Below are 24105 nucleotides of genomic sequence, written 5' to 3' on the forward strand. Positions count from 1 at the left end.
ACCACGATGAGTTTGCCCGTGGCTTCATCGGACACCAGTTTGGTGGCATTGAAGTGGTGGAGGACGCGATTCACACCACGGCCGATGGGCGAAACATCTGGGTGACACACGGCGACCTGATTGATGGCGTCATCCAGTGTGCCAAGTGGCTGGCCTATCTGGGTGACAACCTGTATGAATTCACGCTCAAGCTCAATCGCCACCTCAATCACTGGCGGGCCCGGCTGGGGCTGCCATACTGGTCACTCTCCGCCTACCTCAAACACAAGGTCAAGAAGGCGCTGGCCTATGTCACTGACTTCGAGGTGGCGGTGGCGAATGAGGCGAAACGCCGAGGTCATCAGGGCGTCGTCTGCGGCCACATCCATCGCGCCGAGATGCGTGACATCAATGGCACGCTGTACTGCAATGACGGCGATTGGGTCGAGAGCCGCACGGCGTTGGTAGAACATCAGGACGGTCGCCTGGAGTTGGTGCAATGGGCGCCAGTGAAAGAGTCGCGGGGGCTTGGCCAGAAAGCCGCAGTGGCAGCCGCCTGACAGGCCAGGGCCCAAAGCGCTGCCGATGGAACAGGGCCTGCAATTGACCGCTGTCACACAACTGTCATCAAACCGGTCAACAATCAGTCATCTATTTGTAATAAACGGGTTCGGGACGGCATGCTTTCATTCTTTCGTCAGCCGAAATTGGCACAGACACCTCCCAGCGTGACGCTGCTTGATCGTGATCACAGCATTCTCGCGTTCAACGAACGGGTGCTTGACTGGGCCTACCGCAAGGACGTCCCCCTGCTGGAGCGCCTTCGCTATCTGAGTATTGTGTCTTCCAATCTGGACGAGTTCTTCGAAGTCCGCGCTGAACCGCACCTGGTGGCTAACCAGCGAAAAGACGACAAAGGACTCTTCACGGTCGCGTCGTTTGAGCGCCTTGCGCGCGCGGCGCACACGCTGGTGGCGCGCCAGTATGCGCTGTACAACGATGCCTTGCTGCCTGCCCTTGACAAGCAGGGCATCCGGATTGTTTCCCACGGCGAACGCAACACGGCTCAGCGGCGTTGGGTCAAGCAGTACTTCGAGCGCGAGGTGCGTCCGCTGCTGATTCCGGTTGGACTGGATCCGTCACATCCCTTTCCGCAAGTCGCCAACAAATCGCTCAACTTCATCGTTCGCCTGGGTGGACGTGATGCGTTCGGTCGTGAAAACGACATTGCCATTGTGAAAGTGCCGCGCGTGCTGCCCCGAATGATCCGCATGCCGGATGCCGTTTCTGGCGGTCGGAACTCGTTTGTATCGTTGTCCAGTGTGATTCGGGGGCATCTGGCCGAGTTGTTTCCCGGCCGTGATGTGGGGCAGTTTTCGCAATTTCGGGTCACCCGTCACTCGGACCTTGCCGTCGACGAAGAAGATGTGAAAAACTTGCGCACGGCATTGCGTCAGGGATTGGAGCATCGCCATTTTGGCCAGGCGGTGCGACTTGAGGTGTCGGCGGGATGTTCGGAATACCTTGCCGGTTTTCTGCTCAAGCAGTTTGATTTGCCGGAACTGGCCCTGTTCCGTGTTCCGGGACCGGTCAATCTGGTCAGGTTGACTCAACTGGTGGACCTGGTGCATGAGCCGCGGCTTTGCTTCCCTTCCTACAGTTCGTGCTACCCGACGCAATTGACGCCAGGCGTCTCGTTCTTCGAGCAGCTCAAGCGTGGCGATGTCTTGATTCACCAGCCGTTTGAAAGCTTCGGCGGTGTATTGGCATTCCTGCGTGAAGCAGTGAACGACCCGCAGGTGCTGGCGATCAAGCAGACCATCTACCGCACCGGCAGCGACTCCGAGCTGATGGACTTGCTGCGTGAGGCAGTGCGTCGTGGCAAGGAAGTCACCGTGGTCGTGGAGTTGAAGGCCCGGTTTGACGAGGAGGCCAACATCAACTGGGCTGAAATGCTCGAGTCCATCGGCGCTCAGGTTCTGTACGGGGTGGTGGGGCTGAAGACGCATGCCAAGATGATGCTCATCACACGCCGGGAAGGCAGGCAACTCAAGCGCTATGCTCACCTGTCTACCGGTAACTACAACCCCCGCACCGCGCGGTTGTACACCGACTGGAGCCACCTGACGGCTGATGCGGCACTTACCGATGACGTGGAAAATGTGTTCGTTCATCTGGCCAGCCACAGCCGCTTGCCCAAACTGAACCGGGTGCTGCTGGCACCGTTTTATCTGCATCACAAGCTGATGGGGAAGATCAATGACCTGGGCGTTGCTGCGGCTTCAGGCGGGGTTGGTCGCATCGTTGCCAAGATGAATGCTTTGACGGATGAAGCGCTCATCCATGCGTTGATTCGTGCAGGGCAAATGGGCGTGAAGATTGACCTTATCGTGCGCGGTGCCTGCATGCTGCCAGCCCAGGTGCCCGGCGTGACCGACAACATCCGTGTTCGTTCGGTCGTTGGTCGGTTCCTGGAGCACTCTCGAGTTTTCTACTTCCGTCGGGATGACGTGGAAGAACTCTACCTGTCCAGCGCGGACTGGATGAATCGCAACATGATGCGCCGAGTCGAGCTCGCCTGGCCGGTGACTGATCCAGTGCAACGCCAACGCATTGTGGATGAAGAGCTTGTGGCGTATCTGCACGACGGCGTGGACGCCTGGGATCTGTTGGCGGACGGGACCTATGCGCGTGTCAAGCCGGATGGCCGGCGCGTGGCCCATGGTGCCCAGGCTGCCTTGATGGCCCGTTACGCGGGCCGGGGCGAAGGAACAGGAGACTGACATGGACCTTGTGTTGTGGCGTCATGCAGAGGCTCAGGATTGGGTCCTGGGTTGTGATGACATGGCCCGTTCACTGACCTCGCGCGGGGAAAAGCAGGCCGCCCGCATGGCGACCTGGCTGGACCGACAGTTGCCTGAAGGCGCCCGCATTCTGGTAAGCCCTTCCCGTCGTACTGAACAGACTGCGATGGCACTGGGCAGAAAATACAAAGTACGACCAGAGCTTGCGCCCGACGGCAGTGTCGCCCAACTGCTTGAGCTGGTGCAATGGCCCACTGCGAAAGGGTGCGTGCTGGTGGTAGGGCATCAACCAACGCTGGGGCAAACCATTGCCCAGTTGCTGGGCTTGAATGCCAACGAATGTGCGGTCAAAAAAGGCGCGGTCTGGTGGCTGCGCAACAGGGAGCGCGAAGCGCACTCCCAGACCGTGGTGGTCACGGTGCAGTCGCCAGAAGTGCTCTGACCAAGAGACGGCCAGCGCACTTGCGGACCGTCCCTGTTGTGGGATCAGTCCTTTGCGGGGCGCCCGGTCTTGATCGCCGGCACCGCCTTCAGTGCTGCCAGAAACGCCGTGTCGGACATCGCGGCGAGTGCCTTGACACCGGCGCGGATCAATTCACTTTTCTTGGCTGGACTGGCCAGCTTGCCTGCGCGTTGCTTGAGGTCGTCCAGCACGGTGTATTCAGCTTTCGGGATGGTGAAGCTGTCTCGCACCAGCTTCGGTTTTTTCACCTTGGCGGGCTTTTCCATCTTTGGTTTGGGCAATGGTTTCACCAGCGTCTTGGCTGCCAAAGGTGATTTTCTTGCCACTGGTTTCGCGGCAACTTTGGTGGCGTTCTTTGCCACGACCACCGATGCAGCCGGAGTCGGGGCAACCTTGGGCGCAGCAGGCAAGATTGCCATTTTGACTGGTTTGGCGGTTGCGATCTTCTTGTTCGTTGTGACCATCGAGTTTTCCTTTGAGTAAACGGTTTATACAGTTTATATCGTTTAGTGGACTGCCGTCAAATTGAATTGGCACTGAGCTGCTACCGTGTTGTCACTGATTTGTCACGGCCTTGTCATCTGAGGTGCATAGACTGGAAAAATAATAATTTTCCGACGTTGGCATTTCATGAGCATTGTTCAGCTGTCCACCGCGACGGCAGTATCCGCGATGGCGTTCCTTCCGGGTGATCTGCCGCAAAGCCCCGGGGCAAGCGCCCGGGGGGCGCCTGTGTCCATGCGTTCAAATTCCGTGCGGCGGGGGCGGGGACCACTGGCTGGCCTGATGCGCGGCAACGAACTGTACCCGGTTTTTCAGCCAATCGTGTCCTTGCGGGATGGCTCCATCTTCTCTCATGAAGCCCTGATCAGGGGGCCGAAAAACACATCGCTTCATGCGCCGGATGCGTTGTTGGCGGCTGCTGCGCACGAGAGTCTGAACTATGAGTTTGAGAACGTCTGTGTCACCGTTGCGCTTGATCGCTGGGGCACGCTCCTTGAATCGGGTCGTCTTTTTGTCAACGTCAGCGCGGAGGTGCTGGTACAGGTTTTGAAACATTGCGGACGCGACGCTCTGATGGATTTGATCAGTGGCTTTGGCGTCTTGCCACGCATGCTGGTCCTCGAGATTACCGAATATGAGCGGGTGGCTGACATGGATCATCTGGCGAGTGTCGTGCGTGAGATACGTTCTGCCGGTGTGTCCCTGGCGCTGGATGATTTCGGTGATGGCCGATCGAGCCTTCGACTGTGGTCCCAGCTCAAGCCTGAGTTTGTGAAGATCGACAAGTACTTCACCAAAGACATCAGCCAGCATGCCGACAAACTCAAAACTATTCAGGCCCTGCAGCAAATTGCCGCAGTTTTTGATACCGCACTGGTGGCAGAAGGCATTGAGACGGAGGATGACCTGCGGGTCCTGCGTGACCTGGGCATAACGTACGGACAGGGTTACTTCCTTGGGCGGCCGGCACCGATGCCACGTGAGCAGATCGAGGAGGAGGCACTGGATGTGATGCGGGATCGAAGGGTTGCGGTGTTCCCCGAGTTGCGCCGTGCGTCGCATGGCGGCTCCCTGAGCCGTCTTGCGGTGGTGGAAGCGCCAGCGGTTGGCCCGTCCGCCACCAACGATGAACTCGCCAGCGTGTTTTTGGCCCATGCCAACCTTCACGCGGTGGCCGTCGTTGACGGCACGCGGCCGGTGGGCATCATCAATCGCGCGGGCTTCATGAACGAATACAGCAAGCTGTACTACCGCGAGGTATGGGGGCGCAAGCCGTGCATGGCGCACGCCAATCTTGAGCCCCGCTTGATCGAGCGTGACCATAATGTTGACGAGTTGATTGGCATCCTCACCTCGGATGATCAGCGCTACCTGGCCGATGGTTTCATCGTGACGGACAACGGGCGCTATGAAGGATTGGGGACGGGCGAACAGCTGGTTCGCTCCGTCACTGAGACGCGCATCGAGGCGGCCCGGCACGCCAACCCATTGACTTTCTTGCCTGGCAATATTCCCATCAGCCAGCATATCGATCGACTCTTGAAAAGCGGCGTCGAATTTGTCGCCTGTTATGCGGACCTGAACAATTTCAAGCCCTTCAATGACCAGTATGGCTATTGGCGCGGTGACGAAATGATCCGTCTGGTGGCCAGACTTGCCCTGGCCCATTGTGATCCACAGCGTGATTTTGTCGGGCATGTGGGCGGCGATGACTTCATCATCTTGTACCAGAGCGCCGACTGGGAGAGCCAGTGCCGGCGGATCGTGAGCGAATTTGCAGAACATGCCGTTGAGCTGTTTGACATGCCGGCCCGCGAGGCGGGTGGCATCCATGCAGAAGACCGGCATGGGGTGTCACGGTTTTTTCCCATGACGACGATCTCGATCGGTGCCGTCAAAATTCATCGCGATGAATACGCCAATGCAGAGCAGGTGGCGTCCGTTGCCGCTCGGGCCAAGCATGACGCAAAAACCTATGGCGAGGGTCTGCTGGTGCGCGAGACTTCAGACTTCAGCATCCGGTGAAGGTCAACGCCCAGGGCGTCTTTTGCCAGGCCAGCACCTCTTCACGCAACAAATGGGCCGACTGAGGGTAGGCCTGTGCCCACCCGGCGCGGCAGTCCAGGGCAAAGCGCTTGCCATTCTCCACCTCGCGTGTCAGCTCCAGGCCATTCAAATCGGGGTCGCGCCGGGCATGGCACAGGATGACGGCAAGACGCAGGGCGAGCAACTGTTGCACGAACAGGTCGTCTTCAAAGTCCACCTCCAGTTTGCGCAGCTTGCCCCGGTGCCCCAATACGAGCAGACTGAGCTTGTGCAGTTCTGACAAGGCAAAGCCCATGGCGTCGGCATTGTCCAGAATGTAGGCGCCGTGCTTGTGGTAGTCGCTGTGCGAGATATGACTGCCGATTTCATGCAACTGGGCTGCCCAGTTCAGCTTTCGGTTTGGACGCTCATCGGCCAGATTTTCTGGCGTCAAAGTGCTGGCCTGAAGCTGACTGAACAAGTCGTTGGCGACTTTGCCGACGCGCAGGCCATGCACTGAATCAGCCCCGAATTTGGCCACAAGCCGCTGGACAGACTTGGCGCGCACGTCGGTCTGGTCCTCTGTTCGGCCCATCAGATCAAACAGTAGCCCGTGTCGCAGGCCGCCTGTTGCCAGTTGCATTTGGTCGATCTGCAGCAGATCGAAAACCGCCCGCAAAACACTCAGGCCCCCACCAATGACTGCGCGTCGGTCGTCCTTCATGCCGGCCAGACGGAGTCGATCTGCGCTTTGGGCGCTGATCAGTTTGCCCAGCAGCCAGTCCAGGCCCTCCCGGTTGACGCTGCCGGTGGGCCAACCCGCGGCGGCCAACACATCGCCGACCGCGCCCACGGTGCCAGCCGAGCCGTACGCAACGTCCCAGGCGTCACGCCGGTAGGCGTTGAGTGCTTCGTCCAGCACCGCCTTGGCGGCGATTTCGGCCATTTGAAAGGCGTGCGGGGTGAACTTGTTGTCCGGAAAATAGCGCGTCGACCATGCAATGCTGCCGACACGGTAGGACTCCATCAGTTTGGGGTCGAAGCCCTGACCCAGGATGAGCTCGGTAGACCGTCCGCCAATGTCAATCACCAGACGGCGCTCGTTGCCCTGCGGTAGCGAGTGGGCGACCCCCTGGTAAATCAGCCGCGCCTCTTCGCGGCCGGAAATCACGTCAATGGGGAAGCCCAGCACGGCGCTCGCCTGAACCAGAAAGTCATCGCGGTTGCGTGCCTCACGCAAGGTTTGCGTTGCCACGGCGCGCACCTCGCCGCTCTTGAAGCTGGCCAGACGTTCGCCAAAACGTGCCAGGCAGTCCCAGCCGCGCTCCATGGCATCCCTGGTCAGGTTGCGTTCGTCATCCAGTCCGTTGCCCTGGCGGACGGTTTCTTTTAAATACTCCGTGCGGTGAAACTGGCCGTGATCGATACGGCCAATTTCAAGGCGAAAGCTGTTCGATCCCAAATCGACAGCCGCCAGGCGAGTTCCATTTTGCATCGGCGATATCTTCCTGTTTTTCAGCGCCCAGCATAGCATTCGGGCGCTGCTGTAACCGCCTGTTGGCGGGCACCATGCTCAATACACGTCTGGCACCAGAATTTCTTCGGATACGGGCTGGCGAACATAGTCCCGATGACGCTCGCGCGGGGGCAGCACAATCGCCGGGTGCTCGATTTCTCCATAGGGAATCTGGCCCAGCAAGTGGTGAATGCAGTTGAGCCGGGCTTTTTTCTTGTCGTCAGCCTGCACCACCCACCAGGGCGCCTCGGGAATGTGGGTGCGCGCCAGCATGATCTCTTTGGCCTTGGTGTACTCCTCCCAACGGCGGCGTGACTCCAGGTCCATCGGGCTCAGTTTCCATTGTTTGAGGGGGTCGTGAATGCGGCCCAGAAAACGCAGTTGCTGTTCGTCATCCGAGATGGAAAACCAGTATTTGATGAGCTGAATACCTGAGCGCACCAGCATTTTTTCGAATTCCGGAACGGATCGGAAGAATTCCTCGTACTGTTCATCGGAGCAAAAGCCCATTACCCGCTCAACGCCGGCCCGGTTGTACCAGCTGCGGTCAAACAGAACGATTTCACCCGCGCCGGGCAGGTGCGATACGTAGCGCTGGAAATACCATTGCGTCTGCTCCCGCGCGTTGGGTGCCGGCAGTGCTGCCACGCGGCAGACGCGCGGATTAAGGCGCTGGGTAATGCGTTTGATCACGCCGCCTTTGCCTGCGGCGTCGCGGCCTTCGAACAGGATCACCACCTTGTGGCCGGTCTTGACAACCCAATCCTGCAGCTTGACGAGTTCGGCCTGCATGCGGAACAGTTCCCGAAAGTACTGCCGGCGGCTTTCTTTGTACGATGCCGTGTCCAGAGGATTGCCTGAGAGCTCGTCCAGGTTGCGGTCTTCCAGTTCCAGTTCCAGCTCCTCGTCGTGGCTGTCGGCCAGGTCACGCCTGATACGCTGGACCAATGCGTCTTCATCTGAATTCAACCTGGACTCCCTGGGGGCGTTGACGGAAGAGCGACGATACGACAGTTTCGTGACGGTCTCGTGACACCTGCGACGAGGGCGTGCCCGTCCCGGGTCGGACCGCTGTGATACCCCCTATCCGATCCTCAGCAGGTCAGAGCATCGGGGCTGTCCCGGTTGCCTTATTCCCGCAAGATCATTTGGCCCCGGATCTCGCCCGCGGGGTGGGCTGGGGTGTGAATACTGGCGTACCATTTTCCAGCGAGCAGGTCCGCAGCCTGGGCCGGGGTCAACGGGGCCTGGCCTGCCAACGGGCTCTTGACCGGGCTCTTGAAGCGAAGGGCGATGCCGGCGTTGGCACCAATGGCGGCTGGCCCATGAAAGTGGCCTCCCGTGGCTGGCCCGCTCAGCCCCGTGAACGATAACTTCCAGCGAAACAGCCTGGTGTTCTTGTCCAGTACGGCGTCCACCCGGCCGGTCGCCGGTGTGGCGACAGGTGGCACCTGGTTCATACCGGTCATCTGGGTGCTGAATGCCGCCAGGTGTGCGTCTGGCGCCAACACGCTGCAGCCGGCCATCACAAGCGCCGGGATTGTGGTGGCGAGCAGGGCGCGCACGGCAAGATGGAAGCGCATGGTTCAACTCCTTTCAACTGGATGGAGCGATCGAAATTTGGGCCTCAGTGTAGCGGGCAGTCCCTCGTGTACGGACGCTGTTTGGCCAGGCATTTGTAACAAAATATGCCACTAGCCCACGTCGATAAAGCGTCAGTAGCTATCAAGTTGATAGCGTCCGTGTGGCCGCTTCGCATTCTGCAATCCGGCGCGGGTCACCGCCCCGGGCTAACGGCGCGTCTTCTTCTCGTCGTACATGGCGGTGTCGCTGCGGTGGGTCAGCGACGCCACCGTGTCCCCCGGCTCGGCACGCACCACGCCCACGCTGAGGCTGGACTCCAGTTGCGGGCTGATGGAGGACCAGTCGAATGCCCGCACTGCGTCGCAGATGCGCTGGCACACCTGTTGCGCCACCTTGAGATCAGCCGTCTTGAAAATGATGACGAATTCGTCACCCCCCAGACGCGCGGCCATGTCGTCCTCGCGCACGTGGGATTTCAGAATCTGCGCAATGCGCTTGAGCACCGCGTCGCCCACCTGATGCGAGAAGTTGTCGTTGATGAGTTTGAACTTGTCCACATCGACCAGTGCCAGGCAGGGCGGTTGTCCCTGTTCGAGTCCTCTTTGCAGCAGTTCCGAGGCATAGCGCTCAAAATCACGGCGATTGGGAATGCCGGTCAAAGCGTCTTCCAGCGACAGTTTTTCAAGTTGCCGCGAGGTGAGCTCCAGCCGGTCAATGCTTTGCTGGCGCAGGCGCAGGTCGATTTGCCAGTCCACCACGTTTTCACGGGTTTCCAGACAGTCGCTGCGGATGAGCTGCTCACGCAGCCGCAGCCGGCGCAGCTCATCCAGCGCCCGGCCATGCAGGCCTTGCGCCATGAACAGCTGCGACGCCAGCAGATGGCCGAGGCAGGCCAGTTGCTCGTGCTCCACGGTGACGGCGATCTCGATCATTTTGGCCGCGTGTTGCGTGGCCCCCGGCCAGTCGCGCCGGGCCCACGCAATCTCGGCGCCGGCCCAGGCCTCCAGTGCGGACAGCCAGGTTAGCGTGCCATACCGTTGTGCCCAGCCGGTGAGGGCGACAAGGTCATCGGCGGCCTGGTCCAGCTGCCCATGCCAGCACGCATCCAGACTGGCGCCAAACAGCAGAACAGCCTCGGTCGTCACATTCGTGCCCATCGGAAACTCGCTCGCGTCTGCCCGGACCACCTGGCGCATGACGGCCTCCCGGTGCATGCGCATGAGGGCCAGTGACGGCAGACCGCCCTCGTAATAACGTTCATGAAAGATACGTATCACCTGGGCCCACCACTGGTTGATTTGCGGCTGGAAGGTGCTCAGGGGCGGGCTGGCATGTTCGGCGATCTGAATCGCGGTGCGCAGCGCCTGTTCGGCCTTGTCAAAGTGGTGGCTCCAGAAATAGGCAGCCCCCAGAGCGTTGTATGACAGGACGCTGTGTTCATCGTTGTCGAGAAATTCGCTCAGGCGCACACTCAGCAGCGCGGCTTCGACGGCTTCTTCGTTGCGGCCCAGGTTGAGGGCCACAAAGGCATGCGTGGCCAGCGCCAGCACTTCGCCCGGGGTGTCGCCCAGCAGCTGAAATCCTTGTGCCGCCAGCTGGCTGGCGCGGTGCGCGCGCCGGTAACGCGACAACATGCGGTCGCAGTGCGCCAGACACAGCAGCGCCTTGGCCTCAAAGCGTTTGTTGCCGAGGGTCTGGGCGGCCTTAAGAACCTTGTGGGACAACTCCCGACCGGTCTGTACGTCGCCGCCATCTAGTGCCAGATGGGCGCTTTTCAGCTGCGTCTCCAGGCTTGCTTCGTTGAGTGCGGGCTCATCAATGTTCATGTGAGCATTTTGCTTGAGGAAAAAGACCGATCGGTCATTAAGGCGGTGTAATAGAGTCTGTGCAGACCAAACCAACCAAACAGAACCATGGGTATTTCTCTTGACCTCTAATGCCTTGACCGACTTGTCATTGGCGGCCTTTGACCGGGTGGTGAACGCCACGCCGGGCTTTCGTTCCCGTCCGGGCCAGCGCGAGATGGCGCAGCGCATTGCAGGCAGTCTCTCAAGCGTGACGCTGGGTGAGCACCCCAACCCGGGCAAAGCCATCACCGTCATTCAGGCCGGTACCGGGGTCGGCAAGTCGGCGGCTTACCTGTCCACCACCGTGGCCATGGCGCTGGCGCGCAAGACGCGGGTTGTCATCTCCACCGCGACGGTCGCCCTGCAGGAGCAGCTGATGACCAAGGATTTGCCGGCACTCGCCGCGGTGCTCGAAACCCCCTTTGTCTACGCCCTGGCCAAGGGGCGCGGCCGCTACGTGTGCAAGTTGAAGCTGGAGCGTCTGGCCGGCGCCGGCGAGGCAGGGGACGACCTGTTTGAGGCAGATGAAGATGCGCCCCCACCACGCGCCGCCTTCGCACGGCAGCTGCAGGGCGAGGACCCCGAAGAGCGCCGCATGAAGTTGTACGACTCTCTGGCAGTGGCGCTGGCTGGCGGCAAATGGGACGGCGACCGCGACAACCTGGCCGAGCAGCCCGAACCGCGCGACTGGTCTGCCGTGGCGGCTGAGCGGCACACCTGCACCGCACGGCATTGCCCACGCTTTCGCGAATGCAGCTACTACAACGCGCGCACCAAACTGGCCGAGGCCAATGTGATCGTCGCCAACCACGATCTGGTGCTGGCTTCGCTGGGGCGCAAGGCGCTGCCCGAGCTGGACAACTGCCTGGTGGTGTTTGACGAAGGGCATCATTTGCCGGCAACGGCGCTGGACCAGTTCGCCAGCAGCATGGATCTGTCCAACCTGCGCTGGCTGGACAAGTTGCCAAAGACCTTGCACGAGGTGAGTGAAAAAATAAACCTGACGCTGGCGCAGGATGTCACCACGCTGGCGCAGCAGCTTAAAGGTGCCCTGCATGACGTTGGCCGCATCCTGATGGACCTGCTCAAGGTCAACAGTACCGGGTACGACGGCGTGTATCGTTTCAGGAACGGGGTGCTGCCCGACGACTTGCGTGACCCCATGACCCTGATTCAGGGTCATGCCCGGGGTCTGTCCAAAGCCCTGGAAGCCCTCGGTGCCGAAGTGAAACTGCTGGCCAAAGAGGATCCCTCGCAAGCGGTGAGCTGTTCGCTGATGTACGCCAAGCTGGGGCAGCTGGCGCCCAAACTGGGCAGTGTGGTGGAGACCAGCAGCCTGTTGCTGGAGCATGGGCCGCAGCCCCTGGCCAAGTGGCTGAAGTCCGACACCAGTTCGGGACTGGTGTTTTTGACGGCCCATGCCTGCCCGATCGTGCCGGGCGATTTGTTGCGCCAATGCCTGTGGAGCCAGGTGCGCGGTGCGGTCATTACCTCCGCCTCTCTCACCAGTTGCGGCAGTTTTGACTATTTCCTGCAGGAGGCCGGTCTGGTCAACAACCCCTGCGTTTCAACCCTGGAGGTCGACAGCCCGTTCAACTACCGCACCCAGGGCGAGCTGATTGTGGTGGAAACCGCCGCTGACCCGAAGAACGCCGAGGCCTATACGCAGGAGATGGTGGGCGAATTGCTGGCGGATTTGAGCCAGGTTGCGCATGGGGCGCTGGTCTTGTTCACCTCGCGCGTGCAGATGAAAGCGGCGGTTGATGCACTGGGCCCCGCCCTGCAGGAGGTGGTCCTGGTGCAGGGTCAAATGGCACGCGGCCGCTTGCTTGGCGCCCATCAGGCGCGGGTCGAGGCCGGGCTGCCCTCGGTGATTTTCGGGCTGCAGTCGTTTGGCGAAGGCCTGGATTTGCCCGGTCAGTTGTGTGAGACGGTCTTCATCGCCAAGTTGCCCTTCAGCCCGCCGTCCGACCCGGTGGAAGAGGCCCGTTCCGAGTGGCTCAAGAGCGTCGGGCGTGATCCATTTACCGAATTGGTGGTGCCCGCCACCGGCATCAAGCTGTTGCAGTGGACGGGCAGGGCGATTCGCACCGAGGACGACCACGCCACCGTGATTTGTTATGACCGGCGTCTGTTGCGGTTGCCGTTTGGTCGGCGCATGCTGCAGGGCTTGCCGCCCTATGCGGTGTCGCGCCGGGTGGGTGGTGTGGCGCTGGCGGCTTAAGTCGGCGCCGGGCCGCCCCAAGACGACGTCGGCCCCTTGGGGGCAGCGACGACACGTAGTGCGGAGCGTGGGGGCTACTGCAATCGGCGCCGGGCCGCCCCAAGGCGACGTCGGCCCCTTTGGGGGGCAGCGACGACATGCAGTGCGGAGCATGGGGGCTTTTTGACGCACTCTTGAATTTTCTGCAATTGGCCGCAATTGGGATGAACGTAAAGGAGTTCAATGTTGAACCAGTTGATGACAACGATTTTTGGCGTGGTATTTCGGGTGGTGCTGCTATTGGCGGGACTGGTGTTTCTCGCCAGTCTGCTGGTTGCGGCGCTACTGGTGCTGGCCGTCTGGCTGGTGCGCGCGTTCTGGGCCCGGTTGACGGGCCAGCCGGTGAGCCCCTGGACCTTTCAGGTCAATCGCCAGGAGATGTGGAACCGGTTCTATCGGGCGCCGGGACATGGCCAGGCGCCAAAGCGCGACGATCCCAACGTAATTGACGTCGAACCCAGGGAAATCAAGCCGATCCGCGATTGATTTGCTATCGATGTGATAGCTGGTTACGCATGTTCAGCGTGGGCTAGAGGCCTCTAGAGCACCTGAATCGATGACGATTTCCTTCGAGAACAACTCAATGGCCGTTTTTGCCACTTGTGTCGTGTCGAAGTAGGCGTAGGCTCCGACACCCACCGCGCCGATCAGGGGCACAAAGCGGGCTGCGCTTTTGCCGATGACTTTCTGAGTCACTTTGACGCCCAGCGTCCGCGCGGCGGACTGCAAAAAACCCAGCGATGCCCGCTGAATCACAAAGCGCTCGCCCACGCGCACCACCACATCGCGAAAAAGCTGTGCCGAGACGTGCTTGAACAGGCAATAAACCATTTGCTCACGGCCGAGCGTCGCGCTCTTGCCATAGACGGCCGCGATGTCTGACACCATTTGCGCCTGCAGCTTCCACACCCCCATCAGTTCCGGCAATATCGTCAGCCAGCCCAGAAAGCCCGGCGGCAGCGCCATCGAGCCTGCCATCAGGCTCGCTTGCCGGGCGGCTGAGCGGCCCAGAGCGCGGGCCCGCGCTTCGGGGTGCTCAATTTCGTTTTCACTGGACGCGGGCACCCGCAGCACCAGATCCAGGATGGCGTCGCCCACTTTGTGGCGAAAGTTCTGGTCTGAGTCGAGGGTGGCAAGGGCGTTGTCGGTCATGGCCAGCAATTATGTCGCCCTTCGCCCATTGACGCACCACAGGCCGCCGGCTGGTTACGATTAGGTAAATGAGTTTTACAATGGTGAATCAAAACTTCAAAAAATGAGGAGACTGACCCAATGGGTGTCTACACCTACCCCAAATATGCGTACCGAAGCCCGGTCGACCTGATGGCGGGAGCGCCCCAACGCCGGCCGCTGGTGGTGGTGGGCGCTGGCCCGGTAGGGTTGGCGGCGGCGATTGATGCCCGCCTGCAGGGCATCCCCGTGCTGTTGTTTGATGAAGATGACAGCGTGTCAGCCGGTTCGCGGGCGGTCTGTTATGCCAAGCGTGCCCTGGAGATTCTGGACCGCCTGGGCGTGGGCGACACGGTGGTGAACAAGGGGGTGAGCTGGAATGTGGGCCGAACCTTTGTCCGCAAGGACGAGGTCTATCAGTTCAATCTGGTACCCGAGCCTGGCCACAAACGCCCCGGCATGATTAATCTGCAGCAGTACTACCTGGAGGAAGACCTTGTGGCCCGTGCCCAGGCCCTGGGTGTGGACCTGCGCTGGAAGCACAAGATGATCTCGGTCCAGCCGAAGGCGGATGGTGCGCTGCTGCGGGTGGAGACACCCGATGGCGTGTTTGACATCGAAGCCGACTGGCTGGTGGTGGCCGATGGGGCGCGCAGCCCGATCCGGCGCGCCCTGGGGCTGGATATTGACGGCCGCGTTTTCATGGACCGGTTTCTGATTGCCGATGTGGTGATGAAGGCCGATTACCCGGCCGAGCGCTGGTTCTGGTTCGACCCGCCGTTTCACCCCGGGCAGTCAGTGCTGCTGCACAAGCAGAGCGACAACGTCTGGCGCATTGACTTCCAGCTCGGCTGGGACGCCGACCCCGAGGAGGAGAAAAAGCCCGAGAACGTGATGCCGCGCCTCAAGGCCATGCTGGGCGACGAGCGGCCGTTTGAGCTGGAGTGGATCAGCATCTACACCTTCCAGTGCCGGCGCATGAAGGAGTTTCGCCATGGGCGGCTGCTGTTTGTGGGCGATGCGGCGCACCAGGTATCGCCGTTTGGCGCGCGCGGCGCCAATTCGGGCATTCAGGATACCGATGACCTGATCTGGAAACTCAAGCTGGTGATGGACGGCAAGGCCCCCAAGCGGCTGCTCGACACCTACAGCCAGGATCGGACCTTTGCCGCCGACGAAAACCTGCTGAACTCGACCCGCTCGACTGACTTCATCACGCCCAAGAGCCGGGTCAGCAAGACGTTCCGGGATGCAACGCTGGCACTGGCGCAGCAGCATGGGTTTGCCCGCAAACTGGTGAACTCTGGTCGCCTGAGCGTACCGTCCTACCTGACCGAATCAGCACTGAATACCCCCGACGGCGATCTCTTTGCGGGCAATATGGTGCCGGGTGCGCCGATGGATGATGCGCCGGTGCGGGTCGCTGGGGCAGCGGCCTGGCTGCTGGACCAGATGGGCAACCGGTTTCAGTTGCTGTGCTTTGTGGCCGAGCCGGCATTGTCGCCAGTCACTGCGGCTCTGCTGGCAGAGCTGGCAGGGTGGCCTATTCCTGTGCAGCCCCTGCTGGTTTGCTCAGCGGCGGGCACCATGCCCGCGCGTTTGCCGACGGAAGCTGTGTTTGACCATGTGGTGGATGAACAAGGCCTGGCAGCCCGGCGCTATGACGCCCAGCCCGGCACCTGCTACCTGATTCGCCCGGACCAGCACGTGGCCGCCCGTTGGCGCGCGCTGGATGTGACCCGCATTCGCGCGGCGCTGGCCCAAGCCACCTGCAACGTTTGAGAACCCAAGGAGTCCGAGTCATGCCTCTGCAACTGCAACCCCATCTGGCCGAGCCCGGCAAACGCTACTTTCGGGACTTCTCGCCTGGGGATGATTTCTACGAAGCGCTGCTGGAGACGCATCGCGATCTGAGCGATGAGCAAAGCGAAATGGTGAACGCCAAACTCATCTTGCTGCTGGCCAACCACATTGGCGATATTTCCGTGCTGCGCGAGGCCATGCAACTGGCCCGCGCGGGCGTTTGACGTTTTTCTCTAATTCTTCAAGGAGACTTGTATGCCGATCAAGAAAATCCATCACGTGGCCTACCGCTGCAGGGACGCCAAGGAAACTGTGGAGTGGTACACGAAGCACCTCAACATGAACTTTGTGCTGGCCATTGCCGAGGACGAGGTGCCGTCCACCCACGCGCCGGACCCCTATATGCACTTGTTCATGGACGCCGGCGGTGGCAACATTCTGGCGTTCTTTGAGTTGCCGAATTCGCCCCCCATGGGGCGCGATGCCAACACGCCGGACTGGGTGCAGCACATTGCGCTGGAGGTGGACAATGTGGACGAACTGGAAGCCACCAAGGCGCGCCTGCAGGCCGCTGGTATCGAGGTGGTGGGTGTGACGGATCACACCATTTTCAAGTCGATCTATTTCTTCGACCCCAATGGTCACCGGCTGGAGCTGGCCGCCAACACCGGCACGCCCGAGATGATGAAAAAACTCGACGAGGTTAAATGGGACATGCTGGCCGAGTGGACGCGCACCAAGCGCGCACCCAAACACGCGGCCTGGATGCACGCGAAGGAACTGGGCCCCAACTAGACAGGGGCGAAGCGGATCAGCTCAGTATTGCCGGATTTGGCAGGCAGCATGAGGTGTTTGACCAGCAGTCGGTAGGTGTCCAGATCAAACGCCACGGCGCTGGCGCTGGTTAACGCTTCCTCCAGTTCCGCGTCGTCATGCACGGTGGCCAGATGGCACCACTGGTCGAAGACATGAATGTCGGTACGGCCGTTGTGCGGGTCGTGCTCGCGCAGGCCTATTTTTCCAGGGTGAGGCCATACCTGCAGCTTTTGTTGGCCCAGCGCCAGTTGCAGTCGCAAGTAGTGCAGTTCGGGCTTTTCTTCTGTGCAACACACCCCTTTGCAGCGGCCAATCTGATGGGCAAAACAGCGGCCGGTGCCGGACTCCAGTCCCAGGGCCTGGGGGCACAGCGCATGTGCGTCCGCCAGTTCGCGCAGGCTGTCCAGCGCTTGACGTTTGGAGCGGTAAACACCGTACAGCCGCCCGAACTGATGGGGCTGCAACTCGTCACCGCGCACCAGGCTCAGCAGGGGGCGGGCCTGTGGGTTGTCACTCAGCCGCCAGGCGCACAGGGCATTTTCGCGGCGCAACTGGCGGTTATAAATGGGCTGCTTCTCCTTCACCAGCCGGGCCTCGAGCAGCAGGGCACCGAGTTCGCCCGCGGTCTCTATCCACTCTATGCGCCGGATCTCCTGCGCAATGCGCATCTCGCGCGCCACTCGGCCAGCCGCCTGAAAATGCGACATCACCCGGCTGCGCATCTTCACGCTTTTGCCGATGTACAAGGGCAGCGGCCCTTCACCAAAAAACAGGTAGACGCCGGCAGATTCCGGAATGCCACCGACCGGTGTTTCCAGTTGCGGGGGCAGGGCAGCGCTGCCTTGCAGCAGGGTGAGCGCATGGTTGCTGATCTGGTCGGCCCCCAACTCTCTGGATGCCATGGCGAGCCAGTCCAGCACCACATCCACATCGCCCATGGCGCGATGCCGCGCGCTCGTCTTGAGCCCGTGGCGTTCCATGATGGCGTCCAGGCCGTGGCCGCGGTGCTGCGGGTAGAGCTGGCGTGACAGGCGTACAGTGCACAGCGTTTTGACGCGCAGGGCAACACCCAGGCGGTTGAACTCGTTGAGCAGAAAACCGTGGTCAAAACGCACGTTGTGGGCCACCAGCACGGCGTCTTCCAGCAGGGCCAACAAGTGGGGTGCCACTTCGTCGAAGCCCGGTGCATCGGCCACCATGGCATTGCTGATGCCAGTCAGGTTCTGGATGAAGCTGGAAATGGAGGTGCCGGGGTTGACCAGGGTGCTCCAGCGCGCCACCTCTTGCCCACCTTCGATGCGCACAGCCGCAACTTCGGTGATGCGGTCGTGGACCGGGTTGCCACCGGTCGTTTCCAGGTCAAGCAGAACGTAGCAGGGCAGCATGGGTCAACACAAGGAGGCTAGCAAAACATCAACGCCAGCCACGCCGGGTCATCCAGAAAGTTGGTTAGCAGATAGCCGCCCACGCGGTAGAACCACAGTTCGGCACGGACTTGGATGTCAGCCGAAAGGCCAGAATTCAGATCAAACGATATCGATGGCATGAATGGAGAAGTAGCCGGCACGGCGGTCTGCAAAGTAGCGTTCCAGGGTTTCCTTGACGGTTCTGAACGCGATTTCGTCCCAGGGGATTTCATCTTCGGCAAATAGCCGCGCTTCGATGGTTTCAAAGCCGGGGTTGAACGTGTCGCTGAGCAGGCGTGCCCGGTAGAACATGTGGACTTGCCCGACGCGGGCAACGTTCAGCAGGGAGAAAAAACCTTCCAGTTCAAACTGCGCCCCGGATTCCTCCAGCGTTTCACGCGCGGCGCCTTCCGCCACCGTCTCGTTCAACTCCATGAAACCGGCCGGGAGTGTCCATTTGCCCCAACGCGGCTCGATATTGCGTTTGCATAGCAGCACCTTGTCGCCCCAATAGGGCACGGTGCCCACCACGTTGAGCGGGTTTTCGTAATGGACGGTGTGGCATGCCGGGCAGATCGCACGATCTTTGGTGTCGCCGTCGTCGGGCACCCGGTAGACCACGGCCGCGCCACAGTTTTTGCAGTGTTTGATGGGGTTGCGAAGCATGACTGCAGTGTAATTTGAAAACAAAAAAGGACTCCGAAAGGAGTCCTTTTTGGGCCCGTGGCAGCTTGGTGTTATGGTTTTTTCGGGGCCGCCCTGGCCGCGGCGGGGGCGGCCTTGCCGTGTTTCGCGATCAGGGCTCGCGCGGTGTCGAGCAACTTGCGGCCATCAAAACCGCGCTTGTTCATGTCTTCCATCCACTCCACTTCAACCAGGGCGGCTTTACGCCGGAATTCCTGGGCATCAGCAGAGGGGATGGTGTAGATGGTGTTTTTGCGGTCAACCGCTGATTGCCGGCCGGCAATGTCCCCGGTCTGCTGCACCTTGCCCAGCCAGGCAGAGGTCTCCAGCCCCGAGTTGTTGTCGATGATCTTTTTCAGGTCAGGCGGCAGCGAGTTGTACTTGGCCTTATTCATGGCCATGACAAAGGTGGTCGTGTACAGCGCGCCACCTGCGGGGTCAAATTCGCTGTGGAACTTGGTGAGTTCCTGCACTTTGACTGAGGGCACGACCTCCCAGGGGATGACCGCGCCGTCGATGGTGCCTTTGGACAGGGCATCGGGAATGCCCGGCAGGGGCATGCCCACCGGCGTGGCACCCAGATAGCCCAGCATTTTGGTGATCTGGCGTGTCGGGCCGCGCACTTTCAGGCCCTTGAGATCGGCTGCGGTCTTGACTTGTCTGTCTTTGGTGTGGAACATGCCGGGACCATGCACATGCAGCGCCAGTACCTGCGTGTCCTTGAACTCATCCGGCGCCATGGTTTGCACATACTCCCAGAAGGCCTTGGATGTCGCCTCGGCATTGTTCATCATGAAGGGCAGCTCAAACACTTCCACGCGCGGAAAACGGCCTGCCGTGTTGCCCGGCAGCGTCCAGATGATGTCCACCACGCCATCTTTGGCCTGGTCATACAGTTGCACGGGTGTGCCGCCCAGCTGCATGGCAGGGTAGCCTTCAAACTTGATGCGCCCGCCCGATTCCTTTTCGACCTTGGCCATCCAGGCCTTGTGCATGTTCAACCAGACGTTGGACATTGGCGCCATGAAGGTATGAAACTTGAGGGTCACCGTTTGCTGCGCCAGGCTGCTGAGGGCGGGCGCACCCAGTGCCGCCGCAGCGGCGGATTTGATGAGTGTGCGTCTTTTGATCATGGGTGGCTCCAGAAGGTTGATGGAACGAAGGTAACGGAAATCAGGCGTAACGAGTGACAGGATTTACCCTCAAGTGACGTATTTCACCAGCCACAGCGAGATGCCAGGGAAGAACAGCAGCAGCAGCGTGCGAAACACATCGCTGATCAGGAACGGCATCACACCCTTGTAGCTCTCGGAGATGGGGACGTCCTTGGCCATGCCATTGACGACATACACGTTCAGCCCCACAGGCGGCGCCAGCAGGCCGAAGCCCACCGTCATCAACACCATGATGCCAAACCAGATGGCCACTGAATCTTTGGGCATGCCGAAGTCAAGGCCGATGATCAGGGGAAAGAAGATCGGAATGGTCAGCAGGATCATCGACAGCTCGTCCATCACGGCGCCCAGCACCACGTAAAACAGCAGGATGGCCGACACCACCATCAACGGCGAGAGGCCCCAGCCTTGCACGACATCGGCCAGCTGGCCCGGCACCTGGGTCAGCGCCAACGCAGAATTCATCAAGTCGGCACCGATGAAGATCATGAAGATCATGGCTGAACCCTGTGCCGTGGCGTAGAAACAGTATTTGAGCTTCTTGAGAGTCAGTTCTCGCTTGAGCAGTGCCGCCACAAATGTGGACGCCGCACCCACTGCGGCGCCTTCAGTGGGGGTGAACAAGCCACCGTAAATGCCACCGAAGACGATCAGGAAAACAACCGCGATGGGCACGATGCCCATCATGGACTGCGCTGTGATCTTGTCGGCGACCACGGCTTTGTCTGGCGCGTGACCGGGAACGAGCCGCACGTAGATGGCGATGGCAATCATGTAGCCCGCCATCGCAATGATGCCGGGCACCATGGCGGCGGCAAACAGCTTGGCAATGTTCTGCTCGGCCAATATGGCGTAGATCACCAGTGGCACCGAAGGCGGAATCAGAATGCCAAGCGTGCCGCCGGCGGCCAGGGTGCCGGTCGACAGGCGCCCCGAATAGCCGTGACGCTTCATTTCGGGCAGCGCCACCGATGTGATGGTGGCTGCAGTGGCCACCGAGGACCCGCAGATGGCACCAAAGGCCGCACTGGCCAGCACCGCCGCCATCGCCAGGCCGCCCTTGAAGCGCGACATCACCGCGCTGGCGAAACCAAATAGGGCTTTCGAGATGCCGCCCTGGGTGGCGAAATTTCCCATCAGAATGAACAGCGGAATGACCGACAGGTCATAGCTTGCAAAGCGGGCAAAGGCCTGGGTGTTGAGAAAGTTGCTCAAGGGCCCCCAGCCTGCCTGGGCCACGTAGCCGACGCAGCCCGCGGAAAACATGGCAATGGCAATCGGCACACGAATAACCATCAGCGCCAGCATGATGGCAAAGATCATCAGCGTCAGCATCAGCGGGCTCATGACGACACCTCGTCACCAAAACCATTCAATCCCTGCCACAGGCCGATGACTGCCGTCAGCGCAAGGGGCGGAACCATGCCCGCATAGACAATCCATTCCGGGAAACCCAGCATCATCGTGCCTGACTGGGTGTTGAATGCATTGAGGCCGCCCACGGTGGTGCGCCAGGCCAGCAGGCCAATTGCCAATCCGAGCAGCAGCGCACCGAGCCGGTCCAGACCGGCATTGGTCTTGTGACTGGCCCGGGCCGTGAAGAAGTCAACAATGATGTTGCCGCGCTGCAACTGGCACCAGGGCAAGAAAAGTGCGATGGCCGCGCCTGCGGCGACACCCGTCAGTTCAAAATCGCCAACCAGCGTCACGCCAATCGTGTTGCGGCCAATCAGGCTGACGCAGGTTGCCAGGGTGATGCCAGTGAGCAAAACGCCCGCCAGAATGGCGCAAAACTTCGCCAGTGATTCAAGGATGCGCAACAGGAGTCCCCCATTTATTCATGCGTCACGAATTGACGGTGGCGCAATTCTAGGTGGCGCTCCTGGCTCGCCTCATTCCTGACCCTGGGTGATCGTGACCTTGATAGGTTCCAGTCCCGCCACGGCGCCCAGCATGGTGTCGCCAGCCGCTACCGCGGCCACGCCCTCGGGGGTGCCGGTGTAAATCAGATCACCCGGCTGCAATTCCCATGCGGCTGACAGATGCTCAATGGTTTCGGCAATATTCCAGATCAGTTTGGACACATTGCTGCACTGGCGGTCCTGCCCGTTCACCTGGACGTAAATCTCGGCGTTGGCGATATCGCCTGCCGCTGCCAGCGGGGTGATGGGGCCGATAGGGGCCGATTTGTCAAACGCTTTGCCAATGCACCAGGGACGGCCCTGTTTTTTCATCTCGTTTTGCAGGTCCCGCCGCGTCATGTCCAGCCCCACGGCGTAGCCAAAAATGTGCTTGTGGGCGTCAGCCGCCTTGATGTTCTTGCCGCCCGTGCCAATCGCGACCACCAGTTCGATTTCGTGGTGCAAATTTTTGGTAAGGCTGGGGTAGGGCATGGCGGCGGTCTCGCCGGCGTTGACCACGACCAGTGCATCGGTGGGCTTGAGGAAAAAGAAGGGTGGCTCGCGGCCGGTGAAGCCCATTTCCTTGGCATGCTCTTCATAGTTGCGCCCCACGCAGTAGACGCGGTGCACCGGAAAGCGATCAGCTGTGCCCTGCACCGGCACAGACACCGTGGGGGCGGGATTGAAAACGTAGCTCATGGGATCCTCTCTTCTTGGTGAATGCCCAGCGCCTGATGCACGGGACGGTCGGAATAACTGAACAGCACGCAGCCCGCAATGGATGCCAGCCGCAACGCATGCCAGGACGGCACCACAAAATGGTCGCGCGCCTCGAAGTCGAATCGTACCGAACCCGCGGGCCCGTCGATGTACGCAGTACCCGCACCTTCAACCACGCTGTACACAGCGCCGTCGGTCTGACGGCACGACTTGCCGTCAAATCTGGCGGGCAGGCGCTGCATGAAGGTGGCCATGGTGGGCATGGGGGACCCGCCGGTGGCCGGGTTGATATAGCGCAGCTTGACGCCATCCCACGGGTCCATCGCGGCGTCACGCTCGAGTTGGTACAGGGCTTCGCGGCTGCGTTCATAGGGGTAGCTGAAGATCGGCGAGGTGGCGCCGAAAGGCGCGTCGCCCCTGACCGGCGCCATGTTGTGGCCATAGCGCGCAAAACTGCTGCCCTCGGCGCGCGCGACCGTCTGCGATTTGGCGATGTCGTTCTGCGCAAAACCGGCATCGAAAAAGCGGATCATGGGAATATCCAGCCCGTCGAGCCAGACGACGGGCTCGGTGCTCTCGTTGCCATGGTCGTGCCAGGTCCAGCTGGGCGTGATGATGAAGTCACCGGGGTGCATGGTGCTGCGCTCGCCATCCACCGCCGTGTAGGCACCGGTACCTTCCACAATGAAGCGCAGCGCGCTTTGGGTGTGGCGGTGGCTGGGGGCAACTTCGCCGGGCAGGATGAGCTGCAGACCGGCGTAGAGCGACTGCGTCACGGCCGACTGGCCGCGCAGCGCCGGGTTTTCCAGAATTAATACGCGGCGCACCGCCTCCTCGGCTGTGATGGCTTCGCCCGCGCGCTTCAGGAATGGTTTGATCTGCTCATATTTCCATAGCGCCGGAACGCACGGGGATGAGGGCTGGGGGGGAACCAGGGCATGAAGAACTTCCCATAGCGGGGTCAGGTTCAGGGGCGACATGTCCTGGTACAACTGCTGGCGCAGCGCGGCAGTGTTAGTCATTTTGGAACTCCTGAAAAGGGCTGGTCAGGGTCAATGCCCTGGTACAGCCACGACAGCCCGACAACCAGGATCAGGAGAGTATTTTCCTCAGGCTGATTTGGCAACCAGGTCAAAGTGCTCGACCACCGGAGCGACCGCAAAAAACGGCCCCACGATGGCACGCCATTCGGCAAACGCAGGCGACTGGCGAAAACTCACCGTGTGGTCTTCCAGTGTGTCCCAGAAGATCTGGAGCAGGTAGCGCTCGGTGTTTTCAATACCCCGGTTGATTTTGAAACCCTGAAACCCTGTGGACCCCTGGATGACGGTCTTCAAACCGCGCTGGATGGCCTCTTCAAAAGTGGCGTTCTGACCGGGGTGAATACGGATATCGGCAAGTTCGAGGATCATGAAAGGCTCCGTTGTGGGGGTAGGTGTTGACTG

24 protein-coding genes are annotated in these 24105 nt (G+C 60.7%); 10 read left to right on the plus strand and 14 right to left on the minus strand.

All coding sequences use genetic code 11. From position 1 onward, the window contains the following. The 3 genes from Q7T10_RS05215 to sixA all read left to right on the plus strand — a co-directional run. On the plus strand, window positions 1–539 hold a 539-nt coding region (locus Q7T10_RS05215; protein WP_304746679.1), incomplete at its 5' end, for a UDP-2,3-diacylglucosamine diphosphatase. 120 nt (window positions 540–659) lie between these two features. Beyond that, window positions 660–2762, plus strand: a complete 2103-nt coding sequence (gene ppk1, locus Q7T10_RS05220; RefSeq protein WP_304746681.1) for a polyphosphate kinase 1 — start codon at window positions 660–662, stop codon at window positions 2760–2762. A 1-nt stretch (window position 2763) separates the two neighbouring features. After that, window positions 2764–3225 (plus strand): phosphohistidine phosphatase SixA, encoded by a 462-nt coding sequence (gene sixA, locus Q7T10_RS05225; RefSeq protein ID WP_304746683.1) that lies wholly within the window; start codon window positions 2764–2766, stop codon window positions 3223–3225. Window positions 3226–3269: 44 nt separating this feature from the next. On the opposite strand, the gene Q7T10_RS20795 is transcribed toward sixA, so the two are convergent. Next, window positions 3270–3494, minus strand: coding sequence for a hypothetical protein (locus Q7T10_RS20795; RefSeq protein ID WP_370653731.1), 225 nt, complete (start codon window positions 3492–3494; stop codon window positions 3270–3272). Window position 3495: 1 nt separating this feature from the next. Here Q7T10_RS20795 and Q7T10_RS20800 point away from each other — a divergent pair, with 1 nt between their 5' ends. Beyond that, a complete protein-coding gene (locus Q7T10_RS20800) occupies window positions 3496–3729 on the plus strand; it encodes a hypothetical protein (RefSeq protein WP_370653732.1) in 234 nt (77 codons plus the stop codon). 255 nt (window positions 3730–3984) lie between these two features. Beyond that, window positions 3985–5775 carry a phosphodiesterase gene (locus Q7T10_RS05235; RefSeq protein WP_304746687.1) on the plus strand — a complete coding sequence of 597 codons (1791 nt, stop codon included), beginning with the start codon at window positions 3985–3987 and terminating at the stop codon, window positions 5773–5775. On the opposite strand, the gene ppx is transcribed toward Q7T10_RS05235, so the two are convergent. The 4 genes from ppx to Q7T10_RS05255 form a co-directional block, all read right to left on the minus strand. Further along, complete coding sequence (gene ppx / locus Q7T10_RS05240) at window positions 5762–7270, minus strand: exopolyphosphatase (protein WP_304746689.1); 1509 nt, start codon at window positions 7268–7270, stop codon at window positions 5762–5764. The genes Q7T10_RS05235 and ppx overlap by 14 nt on opposite strands. Before the next feature lie 78 nt (window positions 7271–7348). Then, on the minus strand, window positions 7349–8260 hold the full coding sequence (ppk2, locus tag Q7T10_RS05245) for a polyphosphate kinase 2 (RefSeq protein ID WP_304746691.1): 912 nt from the start codon (window positions 8258–8260) through the stop codon (window positions 7349–7351). Window positions 8261–8421: 161 nt separating this feature from the next. After that, window positions 8422–8874: a CHRD domain-containing protein gene (locus Q7T10_RS05250; RefSeq protein WP_304746693.1), complete on the minus strand. Its 453-nt coding sequence runs from the start codon at window positions 8872–8874 to the stop codon at window positions 8422–8424. 207 nt (window positions 8875–9081) lie between these two features. After that, a complete protein-coding gene (locus Q7T10_RS05255; protein ID WP_304746695.1) occupies window positions 9082–10701 on the minus strand; it encodes a tetratricopeptide repeat-containing diguanylate cyclase in 1620 nt (539 codons plus the stop codon). Between the two features lie 100 nt (window positions 10702–10801). On the opposite strand from Q7T10_RS05255, the gene dinG reads away from it, so the two are divergent. Then, window positions 10802–12946, plus strand: a complete 2145-nt coding sequence (dinG, locus tag Q7T10_RS05260) for an ATP-dependent DNA helicase DinG (protein WP_304746697.1) — start codon at window positions 10802–10804, stop codon at window positions 12944–12946. A gap of 225 nt (window positions 12947–13171) precedes the next feature. Then, window positions 13172–13471: a hypothetical protein gene (locus tag Q7T10_RS05265; protein ID WP_304746699.1), complete on the plus strand. Its 300-nt coding sequence runs from the start codon at window positions 13172–13174 to the stop codon at window positions 13469–13471. Between the two features lie 33 nt (window positions 13472–13504). Here Q7T10_RS05265 and Q7T10_RS05270 read toward each other — a convergent pair whose 3' ends face one another. Further along, window positions 13505–14137, minus strand: a complete 633-nt coding sequence (locus tag Q7T10_RS05270; protein WP_304746701.1) for an EcsC family protein — start codon at window positions 14135–14137, stop codon at window positions 13505–13507. A gap of 120 nt (window positions 14138–14257) precedes the next feature. On the opposite strand from Q7T10_RS05270, the gene Q7T10_RS05275 reads away from it, so the two are divergent. Genes Q7T10_RS05275 through Q7T10_RS05285 form a run of 3 tightly spaced genes read left to right on the plus strand, consistent with a single transcriptional unit; the run spans window position 14258 to window position 16753 of the window. Beyond that, complete coding sequence (locus tag Q7T10_RS05275) at window positions 14258–15937, plus strand: FAD-dependent oxidoreductase (protein WP_304746703.1); 1680 nt, start codon at window positions 14258–14260, stop codon at window positions 15935–15937. A 20-nt stretch (window positions 15938–15957) separates the two neighbouring features. Further along, window positions 15958–16182, plus strand: a complete 225-nt coding sequence (locus tag Q7T10_RS05280) for a DUF2783 domain-containing protein (protein ID WP_304746705.1) — start codon at window positions 15958–15960, stop codon at window positions 16180–16182. 31 nt (window positions 16183–16213) lie between these two features. After that, window positions 16214–16753 carry a VOC family protein gene (locus Q7T10_RS05285; RefSeq protein WP_304746707.1) on the plus strand — a complete coding sequence of 180 codons (540 nt, stop codon included), beginning with the start codon at window positions 16214–16216 and terminating at the stop codon, window positions 16751–16753. Here Q7T10_RS05285 and Q7T10_RS05290 read toward each other — a convergent pair. The 8 genes from Q7T10_RS05290 to Q7T10_RS05325 all read right to left on the minus strand — a co-directional run bounded on the left by Q7T10_RS05290 (window position 16750) and on the right by Q7T10_RS05325 (window position 24072). After that, window positions 16750–18159, minus strand: coding sequence for an exonuclease domain-containing protein (locus Q7T10_RS05290; RefSeq protein WP_304746709.1), 1410 nt, complete (start codon window positions 18157–18159; stop codon window positions 16750–16752). The genes Q7T10_RS05285 and Q7T10_RS05290 overlap by 4 nt on opposite strands. A gap of 141 nt (window positions 18160–18300) precedes the next feature. Beyond that, a complete protein-coding gene (locus tag Q7T10_RS05295; protein WP_304746711.1) occupies window positions 18301–18846 on the minus strand; it encodes an NUDIX hydrolase in 546 nt (181 codons plus the stop codon). 71 nt (window positions 18847–18917) lie between these two features. After that, a complete protein-coding gene (locus Q7T10_RS05300) occupies window positions 18918–19997 on the minus strand; it encodes a TRAP transporter substrate-binding protein (protein ID WP_304746713.1) in 1080 nt (359 codons plus the stop codon). Window positions 19998–20066: 69 nt separating this feature from the next. Beyond that, window positions 20067–21386 (minus strand): TRAP transporter large permease, encoded by a 1320-nt coding sequence (locus Q7T10_RS05305; RefSeq protein ID WP_304746715.1) that lies wholly within the window; start codon window positions 21384–21386, stop codon window positions 20067–20069. Next, window positions 21383–21859, minus strand: a complete 477-nt coding sequence (locus Q7T10_RS05310; RefSeq protein WP_304746717.1) for a TRAP transporter small permease — start codon at window positions 21857–21859, stop codon at window positions 21383–21385. The genes Q7T10_RS05305 and Q7T10_RS05310 overlap by 4 nt, the downstream gene beginning before the upstream one ends. A gap of 72 nt (window positions 21860–21931) precedes the next feature. Then, window positions 21932–22639 (minus strand): fumarylacetoacetate hydrolase family protein, encoded by a 708-nt coding sequence (locus tag Q7T10_RS05315; protein WP_304746719.1) that lies wholly within the window; start codon window positions 22637–22639, stop codon window positions 21932–21934. After that, on the minus strand, window positions 22636–23682 hold the full coding sequence (gene gtdA / locus Q7T10_RS05320; RefSeq protein WP_304746721.1) for a gentisate 1,2-dioxygenase: 1047 nt from the start codon (window positions 23680–23682) through the stop codon (window positions 22636–22638). The genes Q7T10_RS05315 and gtdA overlap by 4 nt, the downstream gene beginning before the upstream one ends. 87 nt (window positions 23683–23769) lie before the next feature. Beyond that, window positions 23770–24072 carry an antibiotic biosynthesis monooxygenase gene (locus tag Q7T10_RS05325; RefSeq protein ID WP_304746723.1) on the minus strand — a complete coding sequence of 101 codons (303 nt, stop codon included), beginning with the start codon at window positions 24070–24072 and terminating at the stop codon, window positions 23770–23772. Window positions 24073–24105 lie beyond the last annotated feature (33 nt).

The organism is Rhodoferax sp. (assembly GCF_030646845.1).
Lineage (GTDB): Bacteria > Pseudomonadota > Gammaproteobacteria > Burkholderiales > Burkholderiaceae_C > Rhodoferax.